The organism is Haemophilus parainfluenzae (assembly GCF_014931395.1).
Lineage (GTDB): Bacteria > Pseudomonadota > Gammaproteobacteria > Enterobacterales > Pasteurellaceae > Haemophilus_D.
This window is the reverse complement of the sequence record NZ_CP063120.1, coordinates 2,143,698-2,158,545: the sequence shown is the minus strand read 5'-3', so window position 1 is coordinate 2,158,545 and position 14,848 is coordinate 2,143,698. Positions and strand designations below refer to the sequence as shown.

20 protein-coding genes are annotated in these 14,848 nt (G+C 39.3%); 15 read left to right on the top strand and 5 right to left on the bottom strand.

Translation table 11 applies throughout. The features are described 5' to 3' along the window. The first annotated feature begins 7 nt into the window (after positions 1 to 7). Genes hisS through INP94_RS10650 form a run of 3 tightly spaced genes read left to right on the top strand, consistent with a single transcriptional unit; the run spans position 8 to position 2,407 of the window. Complete coding sequence (gene hisS / locus INP94_RS10660; protein ID WP_197543615.1) at positions 8 to 1,279, top strand: histidine--tRNA ligase; 1,272 nt, start codon at positions 8 to 10, stop codon at positions 1,277 to 1,279. A gap of 18 nt (positions 1,280 to 1,297) precedes the next feature. Then, on the top strand, positions 1,298 to 1,912 hold the full coding sequence (locus INP94_RS10655) for a YfgM family protein (protein ID WP_197543614.1): 615 nt from the start codon (positions 1,298 to 1,300) through the stop codon (positions 1,910 to 1,912). Between the two features lie 51 nt (positions 1,913 to 1,963). Continuing rightward, a complete protein-coding gene (locus INP94_RS10650; RefSeq protein WP_197543613.1) occupies positions 1,964 to 2,407 on the top strand; it encodes a methyltransferase family protein in 444 nt (147 codons plus the stop codon). Positions 2,408 to 2,459: 52 nt separating this feature from the next. On the opposite strand, the gene sodA is transcribed toward INP94_RS10650, so the two are convergent. Beyond that, on the bottom strand, positions 2,460 to 3,104 hold the full coding sequence (gene sodA, locus INP94_RS10645) for a superoxide dismutase [Mn] (RefSeq protein WP_005695594.1): 645 nt from the start codon (positions 3,102 to 3,104) through the stop codon (positions 2,460 to 2,462). A 283-nt stretch (positions 3,105 to 3,387) separates the two neighbouring features. On the opposite strand from sodA, the gene ccmA reads away from it, so the two are divergent. From ccmA to INP94_RS10585, 12 genes are all read left to right on the top strand, one after another. Further along, positions 3,388 to 4,029 carry a cytochrome c biogenesis heme-transporting ATPase CcmA gene (gene ccmA / locus INP94_RS10640; RefSeq protein WP_197543612.1) on the top strand — a complete coding sequence of 214 codons (642 nt, stop codon included), beginning with the start codon at positions 3,388 to 3,390 and terminating at the stop codon, positions 4,027 to 4,029. A 6-nt stretch (positions 4,030 to 4,035) separates the two neighbouring features. Then, the gene (ccmB, locus tag INP94_RS10635) at positions 4,036 to 4,701 is read left to right on the top strand and encodes a heme exporter protein CcmB (RefSeq protein WP_049372896.1); all 666 of its coding nucleotides are present in this window, start codon (positions 4,036 to 4,038) and stop codon (positions 4,699 to 4,701) included. 67 nt (positions 4,702 to 4,768) lie between these two features. After that, positions 4,769 to 5,509, top strand: coding sequence for a heme ABC transporter permease (locus INP94_RS10630; protein ID WP_049374621.1), 741 nt, complete (start codon positions 4,769 to 4,771; stop codon positions 5,507 to 5,509). Between the two features lie 29 nt (positions 5,510 to 5,538). Then, positions 5,539 to 5,742: a heme exporter protein CcmD gene (gene ccmD / locus INP94_RS10625; protein ID WP_197543611.1), complete on the top strand. Its 204-nt coding sequence runs from the start codon at positions 5,539 to 5,541 to the stop codon at positions 5,740 to 5,742. After that, a complete protein-coding gene (ccmE, locus tag INP94_RS10620; RefSeq protein ID WP_049374622.1) occupies positions 5,739 to 6,269 on the top strand; it encodes a cytochrome c maturation protein CcmE in 531 nt (176 codons plus the stop codon). The genes ccmD and ccmE overlap by 4 nt, the downstream gene beginning before the upstream one ends. Beyond that, positions 6,269 to 8,218, top strand: coding sequence for a heme lyase CcmF/NrfE family subunit (locus INP94_RS10615; RefSeq protein WP_197543610.1), 1,950 nt, complete (start codon positions 6,269 to 6,271; stop codon positions 8,216 to 8,218). Before ccmE ends, INP94_RS10615 begins: the two co-directional genes overlap by 1 nt. Before the next feature lie 51 nt (positions 8,219 to 8,269). Further along, complete coding sequence (locus INP94_RS10610) at positions 8,270 to 8,815, top strand: DsbE family thiol:disulfide interchange protein (protein WP_197543609.1); 546 nt, start codon at positions 8,270 to 8,272, stop codon at positions 8,813 to 8,815. Next, complete coding sequence (locus tag INP94_RS10605; protein ID WP_041918183.1) at positions 8,815 to 9,279, top strand: cytochrome c-type biogenesis protein; 465 nt, start codon at positions 8,815 to 8,817, stop codon at positions 9,277 to 9,279. Before INP94_RS10610 ends, INP94_RS10605 begins: the two co-directional genes overlap by 1 nt. Continuing rightward, a complete protein-coding gene (gene ccmI / locus INP94_RS10600; protein ID WP_197543608.1) occupies positions 9,279 to 10,196 on the top strand; it encodes a c-type cytochrome biogenesis protein CcmI in 918 nt (305 codons plus the stop codon). Before INP94_RS10605 ends, ccmI begins: the two co-directional genes overlap by 1 nt. Beyond that, a complete protein-coding gene (gene gloA2 / locus INP94_RS10595; RefSeq protein ID WP_178165112.1) occupies positions 10,196 to 10,594 on the top strand; it encodes an SMU1112c/YaeR family gloxylase I-like metalloprotein in 399 nt (132 codons plus the stop codon). The genes ccmI and gloA2 overlap by 1 nt, the downstream gene beginning before the upstream one ends. A 22-nt stretch (positions 10,595 to 10,616) precedes the next feature. Further along, positions 10,617 to 11,210, top strand: a complete 594-nt coding sequence (locus INP94_RS10590; protein ID WP_197543607.1) for a DUF8095 domain-containing protein — start codon at positions 10,617 to 10,619, stop codon at positions 11,208 to 11,210. Between the two features lie 4 nt (positions 11,211 to 11,214). After that, on the top strand, positions 11,215 to 11,517 hold the full coding sequence (locus tag INP94_RS10585; RefSeq protein WP_178165114.1) for a hypothetical protein: 303 nt from the start codon (positions 11,215 to 11,217) through the stop codon (positions 11,515 to 11,517). 56 nt (positions 11,518 to 11,573) lie between these two features. On the opposite strand, the gene hda is transcribed toward INP94_RS10585, so the two are convergent. The 4 genes from hda to INP94_RS10565 all read right to left on the bottom strand — a co-directional run bounded on the left by hda (position 11,574) and on the right by INP94_RS10565 (position 14,795). Next, positions 11,574 to 12,269, bottom strand: a complete 696-nt coding sequence (hda, locus tag INP94_RS10580; protein ID WP_197543606.1) for a DnaA regulatory inactivator Hda — start codon at positions 12,267 to 12,269, stop codon at positions 11,574 to 11,576. Between the two features lie 71 nt (positions 12,270 to 12,340). Further along, positions 12,341 to 13,588: a nucleobase:cation symporter-2 family protein gene (locus tag INP94_RS10575; RefSeq protein ID WP_197543605.1), complete on the bottom strand. Its 1,248-nt coding sequence runs from the start codon at positions 13,586 to 13,588 to the stop codon at positions 12,341 to 12,343. 120 nt (positions 13,589 to 13,708) lie between these two features. Beyond that, positions 13,709 to 14,335 carry a uracil phosphoribosyltransferase gene (gene upp / locus INP94_RS10570; RefSeq protein ID WP_005695610.1) on the bottom strand — a complete coding sequence of 209 codons (627 nt, stop codon included), beginning with the start codon at positions 14,333 to 14,335 and terminating at the stop codon, positions 13,709 to 13,711. A gap of 121 nt (positions 14,336 to 14,456) precedes the next feature. Beyond that, a complete protein-coding gene (locus INP94_RS10565; protein WP_193451353.1) occupies positions 14,457 to 14,795 on the bottom strand; it encodes a PM0253 family protein in 339 nt (112 codons plus the stop codon). Positions 14,796 to 14,848 lie beyond the last annotated feature (53 nt).

Here is a 14,848-nt window from a genome sequence, read left to right as displayed (position 1 = left end):
AAAACTCGTGGCAAAAAATATTCAAGCAATTCGTGGGATGAATGACTGTTCCCCAACTGAATCTCCACTTTGGCAATGGATTGAAGGACAGGTTCGCCAAATTTTAAGTAGCTACGGCTATTCAGAAGTGCGTATGCCAATCGTGGAAAGTACGCCATTATTTGCTCGTGCAATTGGTGAAGTCACAGATGTTGTCTCAAAAGAAATGTACACATTCTGGGATAATGATGAACAATTAACACTTCGTCCAGAAGGTACAGCAGGATGCGTGCGTGCTGCGATTGAACACGGTTGGATTTACAACAATGAACAACGTTTATGGTATATGGGGCCGATGTTCCGTCATGAACGTCCACAAAAAGGTCGTTACCGTCAATTCCATCAAGCGGGTGTCGAAGTATTTGGTATCGCAACCCCTGAAATTGATGCGGAGTTAATTATTTTAACGGCACGTTTATGGAAAGCGTTAGGTATTGATCAACATGTTTCACTTCAATTAAATTCGATTGGTTCACTAGAAGCACGTGCAAACTATCGTTCTGCATTAGTGGCCTTCTTAGAAAATCACCAAGATTTAATGAGCGAAGAAGAGAAAGAACGTCTTGTAAAAAATCCATTACGTATTTTGGATACTAAAAATCAAGCATTACAAGATGTATTGGACGGTGCGCCAAAATTATTGGATTATTTAGACGATGAAAGTCGCGAGCATTTTGCGCAGTTATGCGGTCTATTAGATACGGTTGGTATTCAATATGAAATTAATCCAAAATTGGTTCGTGGTTTAGACTATTATAATAAAACCGTATTTGAATGGGTGACATCAGCATTAGGTGCGCAAGGGACCGTATGTGGTGGTGGACGCTATGACGGCTTAGTTGAACAACTTGGTGGCCACGCAACAAGTGGTGTTGGTTTCGCAATGGGCTTAGAGCGTTTAGTGCTACTCGTTCAAGAAGTAAATAAATCGATTCCAGTAAAAAGTGCGGTAGATATTTACGTTGTTTATCAAGGTGAAGGTACTACATTAGCCGCATTCCAGCTCGCGGAAAAACTTCGCTCAGAATTACCGCACTTAAGCACAATGTTGCATTGCAGCGGCGGTAACTTTAAAAAACAATTTAAACGCGCAGATAAGTCTGGTGCGACTTTAGCCCTTGTACTTGGCGAAAGTGAAGTGCAAAATAATCAAGTGGTGGTAAAACACTTACTTGGCGCAGCTGAGCAACAAACCATTGATGTGGCCAATTTAATTGAATACGTGAAAGCTCAATTTTAATTTTAGAAGGATAGGAAAATGGCATATACCATTGAAGAAGAACAAGAACTGAATCAGTTAAAAGAGTGGTGGAAAGACAATGGCAAAGCCATTATTGCTGCTTTCATCCTTGGCGTAGGCGGGATGTTGGGCTGGCGTTATTGGCAGTCTTATCAAGCTAATCAAATCATGCAGGCGTCTGCTGAATATGATGCTCTAGTTTATACTGCAAACAAAGATGCCACAGCACAACAAGCTAAAGTGGCTGAATTTGTGAAAGCACATGATAAAACCAGCTATGCGGTATTTAGCTTATTAGATGAAGCAAAAGGTTTTGTTGCAAAACAAGATTACGCCTCTGCTGAAAACAGTTTGAAACAAGCGATTGCTCAATCACAAGATGATATCTTAACGTCTCTTGCTGCACTTCGTTTGTCTGCCGTGCAATTCCAACAAGGTCAATTTGATGCAGCATTAGCAAGTCTAAATCAAGTGAAAAGCCAAGGCTTTAGTGCGCGTAAAGATCTTTTAGCGGGCGATATTAAAGTCGCAAAAGGCGATGTGAATGGTGCTAAATCAAGCTTTGAGAATGCACAGAAAAACGGTAACCCGTTAGAGAAACAAATGGCGCAGATGAAATTAAATAATCTGTAATATTTTAATTAGCCCGAATTGCTCGGGCTTTTTTATTGGATTTTTGATCTGATGATTCAGAAACCGATTGTGCCGCCTCCCGTCATTTTTCTTGGTTGTGCACTTATCATGGCATATTTGCCCAATCCTTATCCGTTATCAACCAATGTGCTTTTTGTTTATTTGCTCGTATTGATTTCTTCCTTTGCTGCTTTTTTCAGCCTTTGGCAATTCTATAAAAGTAAAGCAAATATTAATCCAATTCACTTGGAAAAAAGTGATGTGTTTGTGGCAAATGGTATTTATCGTTTGAGCCGTAACCCAATGTATTTAAGCTTAGCAGGTTTGTTAGTGGCATGGGCAGTTTATTTGCAAAGTGCGGTCAGTTTTCTCGGTATTTTTCTGTTTATTTATCTCATCACACAATGGCAAATTAAGCCTGAAGAATACTGGTTAGAGAAGAAGTTTGGAGAGTCTTATTTAGCTTATAAGAAAAAAGTCAGACGTTGGATTTAACCAATAAAAAAAATCGCCCAATATAGGCGATTTTTTACATTTTGAGAAGCGATTATTTAGCTGCACAGCAGTCTGCGACTTTTTTCGCAAAACGATCTGCAACGAAGTCCCAGTTTACGACATTCCAGAATTCTTTGATGTAGTCTGGACGACGGTTTTGGAATTTCAAGTAGTAAGCGTGTTCCCAAACGTCTAAACCTAAAAGTGGGAAACCTTCACAACCTGCGATTTCTTTACCCATTAATGGCGAATCTTGGTTTGCGGTAGACACAACAGATAATTTACCTTGATTAATCACTAACCATGCCCAACCAGAACCGAAACGAGTTGCCGCTGCTTTTTCAAATTCAGCTTTGAAGTTTTCTACAGAACCGAAATCACGTTCGATAGCGGCTTTTAAATCACCTTGTAAAGTAGTGCCTTTTTTCAATGATTTCCAGAATAAGCTGTGGTTTGCGTGACCGCCTGCGTTGTTACGTAATGCAGTACGTTTTTCAGCTGGGATTTTATCTAATTGGCTGATTAATTGACCTGCACACATTTCAGAAAATTCAGCGGGTAAAGTTTCTAATACCGCGTTTGCATTATTTACATAGGCTTGGTGGTGTTTAGAGTGGTGAATTTCCATTGTTTGCGCATCAAAATGTGGTTCTAGCGCATCATAAGCGTAGCCTAATTCAGGTAGAGTATAAGACATAATATGTTCCTTTTTAAAATGAAGTTAAGGTAATGTTTTTGATAAAACAACATCAAAAAGTAACTAAATAGTAGCAGAAAATTTGATTTAGATCATTAAATCTTTTAATTATTTGATTATCCGATGAAAAAGCTAGGAAAATTTAGTTTGTTTTAAATCAATAAATACACCGATCTACTCCTAAATAGTTATGCCTTTGAGTCCTTAAAATCTCGTCAAAATTTCCTCTTGTGGTAGAATACCTGCTGATTTTTCACAAGATTTTATTTTTAAGGCTGAGACTATGTTTCCTGCTCATCAACTTCAATTAGAACAATTAGCGTGTCAACGTGGCGATCGCGTATTGTTCACTGATCTTTCACTGCAATTTCAAAGTGGTGATTTCGTGCAAATTGAAGGGCACAATGGTATCGGTAAAACAAGTTTATTGCGGATTTTAGCCGGCCTTGCACAACCTGTAGAAGGTAAAGTGCGGTGGAATTCAGACGAGATTACAAAACAACGCGAAGAATACCATCATCAGCTACTTTATCTCGGCCACCATTCTGGTGTGAAACCTGAATTAACGGCATGGGAAAATTTAAAATTTTATCAGCAGATTAGTCAAAGCCAGCAAGGCACCGATATTTTATGGGATGTGCTGGAAAAAGTGGGCTTACTCGGTCGCGAAGATTTACCGGCTGCCCAACTTTCAGCTGGTCAGCAAAAGCGAATTGCCTTGGCGAGATTATGGATCTCTGAAGCGCCACTTTGGATTTTGGATGAACCTTTTACAGCAATAGACAAAAAAGGGGTTGAAGTTTTGACCGCACTTTTTGAAAATCATGCTAAAAAAGGTGGAATGGTCATTTTAACGAGCCACCAAGAAGTGCCGAGTACATTATTGAAAAAAATCAATCTTGCTGATTATAAATATAACTCTTAGATTTTTATGATATTTTTACAGATTATAAAGCGTGAGCTGAAGATTGCGACCCGTAAACAAGCGGAAATATTGAACCCGCTTTGGTTCTTTTTAATCGTGATCACGCTGTTTCCATTGGTAATTGGGCCGGATCCTAAACTACTTTCTCGCATTGCACCCGGGGTTGCTTGGGTGGCGGCATTGCTTTCTGCGTTGCTATCTTTTGAACGTTTATTCCGAGATGATTTTATTGATGGCTCTTTAGAACAATTGATGCTTACGGCTCAGCCTTTAGCCCTAACGGCGCTTGCAAAAGTTGTTGCGCACTGGTTATTAACAGGTTTGCCGTTGATTCTGCTTTCTCCTATTGCCGCTTTATTGCTCTCATTAGAAGTGAATATTTGGTGGGCATTGGTGCTTACACTCTTAGTGGGCACGCCGATTTTAAGCTGCATTGGTGCAATTGGTGTGGCATTAACGGTGGGGTTGCGTAAAGGTGGCGTATTGCTTAGTTTACTTGTGGTACCATTATTCATTCCGGTTTTAATTTTTGCTTCAGCAATTTTAGATGCCGCTACGTTAAATCTCCCTTATGGTGGACAGCTTGCTATTTTAGGTGCAATTTTGGCTGGCGCAATAACCTTATCGCCTTTTGCTATTGCCGCGGCACTACGAATTAGTTTAGATAATTAATCATCATGACGGTGAAAGTGCGGTCAGATTTTTAACTGTTTTTTATTTTTTGAATTAAGGATCTTTTATGTGGAAGTGGTTACATCCTTACGCAAAACATGAAACCCAATATCATTTATGTGGCAAATTAAGTCCATTTTTTGGTGTGATTGCGGTTCTATTATTGGCTGTTGGCATCGTTTGGGGCTTAGCTTATGCTCCGGCAGATTATCAGCAAGGCAATAGTTTCCGAATTATGTATGTGCATGTGCCGGCAGCGATTTGGTCAATGGGTGTCTATGGTTCGATGGCTGTTGCTGCCATTATTGCGTTAGTTTGGCAAATTAAAGCCGCTCATCTTTCAATGATAGCCATGGCGCCGATTGGTGCAATGTTTACCTTTATTGCTTTGGTAACGGGTGCAATTTGGGGTAAACCAATGTGGGGAACTTGGTGGGTATGGGATGCACGTTTAACTGCTGAACTCATTCTTTTCTTCTTATATATCGGTGTATTAGCGCTTTATTCTGCATTTTCTGATCGTGCCGTGGGCGCAAAATCAGCGGGTATCTTGTGTATTGTTGGTGTGGTGAATTTACCAATCATTCACTTTTCCGTAGAGTGGTGGAATACCTTACATCAAGGCGCAAGTATCACGAAGTTTGAAAAACCGTCGATTGCAACGCCGATGTTAATTCCACTGATTTTATGTATTTTTGGATTTTTATTTTTATCCATTTGGTTTACGCTTGTGCGTTACCGCGTTGAATTGCTAAAAGAAGACAGTAAACGTCCATGGGTAAAAGCGTTAGCAAGTAAGCTGAAATAGTTTTTTATTTTTATTTTAGGGAGCGGAAAATGTTTTTCCAAAGTTGGAGTGATTTTATCAATATGGGAGGCTACGGTTTTTATGTGTGGCTTTCCTATGGCATTAGCCTCGTGGCAATGATCATTTTGGCGATACAAAGCGTCAAGGGGCGTAAAGCAGTATTAAAAGAAGTGTTACGCGAGCAACAACGTGAAGCCCGTTTAAACCAAGCAAATAAAGGAAATATGCTATGAATCCAAGACGTAAATCAAGACTTTCGATCATCATCTTTGTGATTTTAGGTATTTCGATTGCGACAGGTTTGGTGCTTTATGCACTTCGCCAAAATATTGATTTATTTTATACCCCTTCGGAAGTTGTAGAAGGGAAAGACGGAAATCCTGATCAAAAACCTGAAGTTGGGCAACGTATTCGTGTTGGTGGTATGGTGGTTGAAGGCTCTGTTAGTCGAGATCCGAAAAGTCTCAAAGTTCGCTTTGATGTGAATGATATTGGTCCATCCATTACAGTAGAGTACGAAGGTATTCTGCCGGATCTTTTCCGCGAGGGACAGGGTATTGTTGCGCAAGGTGTGTTAAAAGAACCAACCTTATTAGAAGCAACAGAAGTGCTTGCTAAGCATGATGAAAACTATGTGCCGCCAGAATTAGGTGAGAAAATGCAGAAAATGCATAAACCAATGGGGGCAGAACTAAAAGGCGAGAGTGAAGCCGATCGTCGTTATAAAGAAACCCAGCAAAAATCGCAAGAAGGTCGCTAATGATTGCTGAATTAGGAAATTATGCGCTTGCTTTAAGCCTTGCCGTTTCATTCTTTTTAGCCATTCTACCATTATGGGGAGCTGAAAAAGGTCATACTCAACTTATGTCATTGGCTCGTCCAATGACTTATGGTTTATTTTTTACTTTAACCATTGCGTTTGCAGCATTGTTCTATCTGTTTGCTGTAAATGATTTCAGTGTGCAATATGTGGTGAATAACTCTAACAGCAGCTTGCCGATTTATTATCGTTTATCTGCAGTTTGGGGTTCACATGAGGGCTCATTATTACTTTGGATTTGGTTATTAACACTTTGGGGTGCTGCGGTAGCCTTATTTAGCAAACACTTGCCACAGGAAGCGGTGGCTCGTGTTTTAGGTATTATGGGGATTATTAGCATCGGCTTTTTACTCTTCGTATTATTTACTTCGAATCCATTTACCCGTACATTCCCTGATTTCCCAGTAGATGGCAGAGAACTCAACCCAATGTTGCAAGATGTGGGCTTAATTTTCCATCCACCATTACTTTATATGGGATATGTTGGTTTTTCTGTGGCTTTTGCCTTTGCGATCGCCTCATTAATGACGGGAAAATTAGACTCAGCTTGGGCTAGATGGTCACGTCCTTGGACGATTGCTGCTTGGGTGTTTTTAACACTCGGGATCGTGCTTGGTTCTTGGTGGGCATATTATGAGCTCGGCTGGGGCGGCTGGTGGTTCTGGGATCCAGTAGAAAACTCTTCTTTAATGCCTTGGCTTGCAGGCACCGCATTAATCCACTCCTTAGCGGTGACTGAAAAACGTGGCTCTTTTAAAGCTTGGACTGTGCTTTTAGCGATCCTTGCTTTCTCACTTTGCTTACTGGGTACGTTCTTAGTTCGTTCCGGTATCTTAGTGTCAGTACACGCCTTTGCTTCAGATCCAACACGAGGTTTATATATTCTTGCTTATTTGGTTGTAGTGATTGGTGGCTCGTTAACCTTGTATGCTTACAAAGGCAACCAAATTCGTTCACGTGATAATGCGGAACGTTATTCTCGTGAAACCTTATTATTATTAAATAACATCCTATTAATGACCGCACTTTGTGTGGTGTTTTTAGGAACGTTATTGCCGTTAGTTCACAAACAATTAGGTTTGGGATCTATTTCGATCGGTGCGCCATTCTTTGATCAAATGTTCTTGATTATTATGACTCCATTTGCCTTATTACTGGGTATTGGACCGTTAGTCAAATGGCGTCGTGATCAGTTCTCTGAAATTCGTACACCGGTTGTTGTGAGTGTCATTGTGATGGCGATTGCAGGTTTTGCTTTACCGTATTTCTTACAAAATAAACTCACCGTCAGTGCTGTGCTTGGTACCATGATGTCTGTCATTATTGTGTTACTCAGTCTCTACGAAATGAAACAACGGGCAACACACCGCGAATCTTTCTTTAAAGGTATTACCAAACTTTCTCGTTCCCATTGGGGGATGATTTTGGCTCACCTTGGTGTAGCGATGACCGTTTGGGGAATTGCCTTTAGTCAAAACTTCAGTGTAGAACGTGATGTGCGAATGGCTGTGGGTGATACGGTACAGATTGCTAACTATGACTTCAAATTTGCAGGCGTGAGTGATGCAAATGGTCCTAACTATATGGGCGGTAAAGCACAAATCGACATTTCAAAAGCAGGTAAACCGGAAGCAACATTATTTGCCGAAAAACGTTTTTATACCGTCAGTAAAATGCCAATGACGGAAGCAGCAATTAATTGGGGCTTTACTCGCGATCTTTATGTCGCCTTGGGTGAAAAGATAGATGATAACTCATGGGCGCTGCGCCTTTACTATAAACCATTTATCCGTTGGATTTGGATTGGCGGATTGTTTATGGCATTAGGTGGCTTGCTCTGTATGTTTGACCGTCGTTATCGTTTTAGTCGATTAGTTAAACAGTCTTAATTGTAATAAGGGGCGCATGCCCCTAGAAATAGATGTGAAATTGATAGTGTTATGAATAAAAAACTACTTATCCCACTTATTATTTTTCTTGCCGTGGCTGCAGCTTTTTTAGTTCAGTTAGGACGTAACGCACAAGGAGATGATCCAAAAGCGTTAGAATCTGCGCTTGTGGGAAAACCTGTGCCACAGAAAACATTAACGGATTTATTGGAAAATAAAACCTACGGTAATGAAATTTTCCAACAAGGCAAACCGATTCTCTTAAATGTGTGGGCAACTTGGTGTCCAACTTGTTATGCCGAGCATCAATACTTGAATCAATTGGCTAAACAAGGCGTAACAATCATTGGTATCGACTATAAAGATGAATCACCAAAAGCTGTAAAATGGCTAAAAGATTTAGGCAATCCTTATAGTCTTGTGCTTAAAGATGAAAAAGGTTCTTTTGCATTAGATTTGGGTGTTTACGGCGCACCAGAAACATTTATCGTTGATGGCAAAGGTGTGATTCATTATCGCTTAGCGGGTGATGTGAATGAACGCGTTTGGACTGAGACCTTAAAACCGATTTATGACAAACTCGCGGAGAAACCATAATGAAAAAATCATGGCTTTTTTTAACCGCACTTTTGGTGAGTATCTCGGCGACGGCTTCTATTGATGCATTGAATTTTGCCTCACCAGAACAAGAAAAGGACTATCATCAATTAACACAAGAATTACGTTGTCCACAATGTCAAAATAACAATATTGCCGATTCGAATGCAACTATTGCTGTAGATATGCGTGGCAAAGTGTTTGAATTATTGCAAGAAGGCAAAAAACGAAGTGAAGTTGTCGATTATATGATTCAACGTTATGGCAATTTTGTGACTTATGATCCACCAATGACGACGTCAACAATCGTATTATGGATTGCCCCAATTTTATTAGTGTTGATTGGCATTTTATTTGTATTTAAACGTAAATCGAAAAGCCCAAGTGCGGTCAATTCTGACGCGATTTTAGATGACGAAGAGAATGCGCGTTTATCGGCTTTACTCAAAGAAAAGGATAAATAATGAATTTTGCATTAAGTATTATTGTGCTCACTTTAGTGGTGGCATTGATTTGTTTTTATCCCTTGTTGCGTTCTGTTAAAGCAAAAGAAGATAAAAAGCGTGATGAGTTAAATAAAGCCCTGTATTTTTCTCGCTTAAAAGAGATAGAGCAAGATAATCAGCAAGGCTTAGTAGAGAACGTTGAACAACTTAAACAAGAGCTACAAAAGACATTATTAGAAGATATTCCTCAACAAGAAACACAAACGATCGATAATAATGCCAAAAATTACGGTAAGTTATGGTTTGTTTCTGGTTTATTAGGTTTGTCCATTATTGCAGCAGGAGCTTATTTTCCTTTGGGATCTTGGAAAGCCGAGGATATGATGGAAAAAACATTGGCAAAATTACCTTACTTCTTTGAACGAATTAAAGAAGAAGACACAAACCCAATGACGGATGCAGAAATGCAGCAATTTTCGACCGCACTTCGTTTGGATTTACAAAAAACACCAAAGGATGCTAAAAAATGGTGGTTATTAGGTCAGGTAGGGATGAATTTAGGTAATGGAAAATTAGCCTTTGATAGTTACCAACAAGCGAATAAACTTGAGCCGGATAATTTAGATTATAAGCTTTCTTATGCGCGTATGTTAATGTCTTCTGAAGATCAAACGGATAAACTGAAAGGTAATCAACTTTTACGTGAAATTATTCGTCAAGATCATTCTAATCCAGAAGCATTAAGTTTACTAGCTTTCAGTTATTTTGAGGGTGAGGATTATAAAATGGCTGCCGTCACCTGGGCTATGATGCTACGTTTATTGGAGCCAGATGATCCTCGCGTGCCAATGCTTGAGAAAAGTATTCGTGCAGCACGTGATGCACTCGCTTTACAGGAAGAAGAAAAAGCAAAAAGTATCACACCGGAGAAATAATGAAACCTCAATTATTAGGTTTTCACCATATTGCGATTATTGCTTCGAACTATGCACGTTCGAAGTATTTTTATATGGAGATTTTAGGGGCGAAACAGCTAAATGAAACTTATCGGGCAGAACGAGATAGTTATAAATTAGATTTAAGTTTTCCTGATGGGAGTCTAATTGAGTTATTTTCATTTCCAAATCCGCCTCAAAGAGTAACAAATCCTGAAGCTTGTGGTTTACGGCATTTAGCATTCAAAGTAGAAAGTATTGATGAATATGTCGCTTATCTTTTAGAAAAAGGCGTCTCTTGTGAGTCAATTCGGGTTGATGAATTAACCGGAATGAAGTACACTTTCTTCCGAGACCCGGATTATTTACCAATTGAATTATACGAAAACAATTATTAACTTAGGGAATCGCATTAGTATTATGAGTCATATTAAGAAAAAAATTGGGATTTACTCATTTTGTATTTTGGCATCATCAGCTGTTTTAGCCGAAGGTAGTAGTGTTGTATATGCAACGAAAATGAAGACACCTGAAAATAATGTTTCAGTTAATGTTTCTGAAAGTAATATTTCTGAAACAGTGAAATATATTGATGGGAAAGGACAGCGAAGTTTAGATCCTAAATCTGAAAAAGATATGGAAGAACTGGCTAATAGTGTTGAATTTGAGGTATATAAATTTAATGAAGCTGCGGCATCAAAAACAACGTTTCTTTCACCCGCGGGGATTTGTAGCGGTTTTAAAAGTGATGATGGCGTAGATGTCACTAATACCAGTAATTATTACATCAAACCTAATGATGCCAGTGAGTATTATGGTAGTGTGTTAGGGGCAACGATTTATAAAAAAGGTGAGACAAAACATTCACAGTATGTGCCTGTTTATGCAATCCGAAATGCGAATGTAGCGAAATACATTGAGCAAAATGAAGATCCAAACATTAGAAAAAAAGCAAATGCGCGGATTAAAGAAGGCAGAGAAACACTCAATAAAGTAGTTTGTGATAAAAGGTAGTATTATGAAAAAATTAATTTCTATTGCAGCACTATCTGTTTTAACAGCTTGTACAGCTCCTCAAGAGGCATCAACTATTGGAAATGGGGCTGCAGCGTATGATATGAATACCGTGCAGGATTACAATGCTCGAGTAATAAGTGGTAATACGGTAAGTGCTCGAGAAAAAGCGAAAGTTGCACAAAGAGACAGTATCCCAAATGAAATGAACGCGAGTGATCATCGCTCTAAACAGAGAGGGTATTCTCGTGTCCCTGTTGCGATAATGCCGAGTGTCGGCGTAGGCTATTGTCGTCACTGTTGGTAATTAAATTGATAAAAATTAACCGCCCTTGAAAAAGTGCGGTTATTTTTTTTGCTTGTTTATAAGCCTAAAATCGATTTCACAAAAGGAATCGTCAGATTTCGTTTGGCTTGTAGTGAGGCTTCATCAAGTTTCACTAATGCTTCTTTTAGTGTCGCCATATCACGATCTAAACGCGTGAATATAAAATTGGCAGTATCATCTGAAAGTATGATACCTCGTTGATGGGCATTCTGCTTCAATACTGCAAATTTCTGTTCATCGCTGAGTGGGATCAATTGATAACTTTCTCCCCATTTTAAGCGAGAAGCAAGATCCGGTAATTTAACGGGTAGGGCAGTTGGAGATTGATCTGCACTGACAACTAATAAGGTTTTGCTATTAGCCTTAATACGATTAAAGAGATCAAATAAGGCAATTTCCCATTCTGAATTTCCAATAATTGTTTGCAAATCGTCTAAGCAAACCAGTTCTTGCTGTTCTAAATTCTCAAAAACTGCAGTGGAAAAATATTGTGATTTGCTCAACGGGACATAAATGGCGCTCCGTTGTTGCTGAATATATTCATTACAGAGTGCACGTAACAGATGGGTTTTCCCTACGCTTTGGCAGCCCCAGAGGTAGAAAAATTGCTGTTGTAAATCAGTCATATTTTGACGTAAAGAATTGAGCAATAATGCATTATTATCGCTATAAAAATTCTCAAGCGTTTCATCATCAATTTGATGAATAGGTAAAGAAAGTTGCTGATTCACGGATTAACGAGTTGATTTAAAATAAAAAAGAAAGGGCTAAACTTTCATTTAACCCTTTTATTTGGGAAGTTTTATTCTACTTCATTTTTTGCTTTTGGCAAAATCAAGTTCAGTACAATGGCAACGATGGCACAAAGGCTAATCCCTTTTAGGGAAACGACATCACCGACGTTGACAAACATATTCCCGATCCCAAAAGTCATTACCACGGAAATGATGCAAAGGTTACGTGGTTCAGTTACATCTACTTTACCTTTAATTAAAGTGCTCATCCCAACAACGGCAATCGAGCCGAATACCAACATCATAATGCCACCCATTACGATGGTTGGGATAGTAGAAAGGAATGCGCCAACTTTACCACAGAAAGAAATTGCAATTGCCCATATCGCTGCCCAGGTCATAATGTTTGGATTGAAGTTGCGAGTGAGCATGACAGCTCCGGTTACTTCAGCATAAGTGGTATTTGGTGGACCACCTACTAATGAAGCAGCGGCCGTTGCCACACCATCACCTAATAAGGTGCGATGTAAGCCTGGTTTTTTTAGGAAATCTTTACCAGTTACAGAACTGATTGCCATAATACCACCCACGTGTTCAACGGCTGGTGCGATAGCAATTGGTAGCATATAAAGAATCGCTTCTAAATTAAATTCTGGTTTGGTTAACTCAGGTAATTCAAACCATTTTGCGTCTAAAACAGGTTGGAAATTAATTAATCCTAGGAATAAACAAACCGCATAGCCAGCAACGATACCAAACATAATTGGAATCAGTTTCATCATACCTTTAGCAAATACCGCAACAGAAAGGGTAGTGACCAAGGTAATCATCGAAACCAATACAGAGTGCTCATAGCTGTATGCACTGTTTTTACCTAATGCCATATCCACAGCAACTGGTGCAAGCCCCATACCAATAATAATAATTACTGGACCTACAACAACAGGCGGGAAGATACGCTCAAGTGCAGCACTACCACGTAATTTCACTAAGGTTGATAGCGCGAAATAGACGAAGCCTGCGCAAGCAAGTCCACCCATTGTGGTTGGAATGCCCCAAGTTTGTACGCCATATTGAATAGGCGCAATAAAGGCAAAAGAGGAGGCTAAGAAAATAGGAACCTGTTTACCGGTACAAAGTTGGAAAAGTAGTGTACCAATACCTGCGGTAAGAAGGGCTGTATTAGAATTTAATCCGGTGATTAAGGGAACTAATACCAAGGCACCAAAGGCCACAAATAACATCTGTAAACCGACAAACGCTTGTTTGCCCATGCTTTGCACCTCAACAGGTGCGGTTGTAGTTTGATTACTCATTTAGTTTCAACTCTCGGTTTGAATTAACTGAAAGTGCGGTCGGTTTTAATGCTTTTTTAGCTTTTGTGTTTTCACGCACGGAAAAAAGACGGCCATAAATGCCGTCTTATTAAAAGGGAATTATTTCGTCCCAAAAATCTTATCGCCCGCATCACCCAAGCCTGGAATGATGTAGCCTTGTTCATTTAAGTGATCATCAATCGATGCACAATAAAGTTCGATATCTGGATGCGCTTTTTCTAATGCTTTGATCCCTTCAGGTGCCGCCACTAATACTAATACTTTGATATGTTGGCAACCTTTTGCTTTTAATAAATCAATTGTAGAGATCATTGAACCACCGGTTGCAAGCATTGGGTCCACAACGATAGCTAAACGTTCTTCTAAATCGCTCGCGAGTTTTTGGAAATAAGGGACAGGCTCAAGGGTTTCTTCATTACGATAAATCCCAACCACACTGATACGAGCACTTGGAACATGTTCTAATACACCGTCCATCATACCAAGGCCTGCGCGTAAAATTGGCACAACAGTGACCTTTTTGCCTTTGATACGTTCAATTTCAACTGGGCCATTCCAACCTTCAATAATCACTTTTTCTGTTTCAAGGTCAGCAGTGGCTTCATAGGTGAGTAAGCTACCTACTTCAGTGGCGAGTTCACGGAATTTTTTGGTATCAATATCAGCTTCGCGCATCACGCCTAATTTATGTTTAACAAGCGGATGTTTAACTTCAACAAGTTTCATCTTTTTTCTCCCTTTTAAAAAACAAATCGGAGAATTCTATATCAGAAATATTGAATTTCCTAGTGTTTTTATTATGACAGTTCGGTATAAAAACGGTGATAAAATTGACCGCACTTTGCTATTAAATACATCCACCACAGCTACCACAGCGCCAATCTTCCTTATTCACCGCTTGATAGAATGCTCGCATGGTTTCTTCTTCTAAGGGAATGTTATGCTCAATAAAGACATCGGAAAGCCAATCGATATTTTCCACAATCCAATCATCTTCCATTAATCCTTCTCGATAGAGCTCATCTTCAGGGTCGATAAAATTATAAATATTATTTGTTCCCATATCTTTATCACGGCGTTCAATCGGTAGTACCACAGGTAAACCAAGATAAGTAATATCCCAGTGACCAAGACATAGCGTATTGCCTTTTGATGACCAACTAGCGTTGAATGGATTGTTGCTCATGTTGAAATGTTATAAGAAAAGTTGAAAAGTGTAGAAAGTATAGATCTAAAGAC

Coding starts and splice junctions, on each gene's coding strand:
- INP94_RS10655 (WP_197543614.1), top strand. CDS start 1,298: ATGGCATATACCATTGAAGAAGAACAAGAACTGAATCAGTTAAAAGAG.
- INP94_RS10650 (WP_197543613.1), top strand. CDS start 1,964: ATGATTCAGAAACCGATTGTGCCGCCTCCCGTCATTTTTCTTGGTTGT.
- sodA (WP_005695594.1), bottom strand. CDS start 3,104: ATGTCTTATACTCTACCTGAATTAGGCTACGCTTATGATGCGCTAGAA.
- ccmA (WP_197543612.1), top strand. CDS start 3,388: ATGTTTCCTGCTCATCAACTTCAATTAGAACAATTAGCGTGTCAACGT.
- ccmB (WP_049372896.1), top strand. CDS start 4,036: ATGATATTTTTACAGATTATAAAGCGTGAGCTGAAGATTGCGACCCGT.
- INP94_RS10630 (WP_049374621.1), top strand. CDS start 4,769: ATGTGGAAGTGGTTACATCCTTACGCAAAACATGAAACCCAATATCAT.
- ccmD (WP_197543611.1), top strand. CDS start 5,539: ATGTTTTTCCAAAGTTGGAGTGATTTTATCAATATGGGAGGCTACGGT.
- ccmE (WP_049374622.1), top strand. CDS start 5,739: ATGAATCCAAGACGTAAATCAAGACTTTCGATCATCATCTTTGTGATT.
- INP94_RS10615 (WP_197543610.1), top strand. CDS start 6,269: ATGATTGCTGAATTAGGAAATTATGCGCTTGCTTTAAGCCTTGCCGTT.
- INP94_RS10610 (WP_197543609.1), top strand. CDS start 8,270: ATGAATAAAAAACTACTTATCCCACTTATTATTTTTCTTGCCGTGGCT.
- INP94_RS10605 (WP_041918183.1), top strand. CDS start 8,815: ATGAAAAAATCATGGCTTTTTTTAACCGCACTTTTGGTGAGTATCTCG.
- ccmI (WP_197543608.1), top strand. CDS start 9,279: ATGAATTTTGCATTAAGTATTATTGTGCTCACTTTAGTGGTGGCATTG.
- gloA2 (WP_178165112.1), top strand. CDS start 10,196: ATGAAACCTCAATTATTAGGTTTTCACCATATTGCGATTATTGCTTCG.
- INP94_RS10590 (WP_197543607.1), top strand. CDS start 10,617: ATGAGTCATATTAAGAAAAAAATTGGGATTTACTCATTTTGTATTTTG.
- INP94_RS10585 (WP_178165114.1), top strand. CDS start 11,215: ATGAAAAAATTAATTTCTATTGCAGCACTATCTGTTTTAACAGCTTGT.
- INP94_RS10575 (WP_197543605.1), bottom strand. CDS start 13,588: ATGAGTAATCAAACTACAACCGCACCTGTTGAGGTGCAAAGCATGGGC.
- upp (WP_005695610.1), bottom strand. CDS start 14,335: ATGAAACTTGTTGAAGTTAAACATCCGCTTGTTAAACATAAATTAGGC.
- INP94_RS10565 (WP_193451353.1), bottom strand. CDS start 14,795: ATGAGCAACAATCCATTCAACGCTAGTTGGTCATCAAAAGGCAATACG.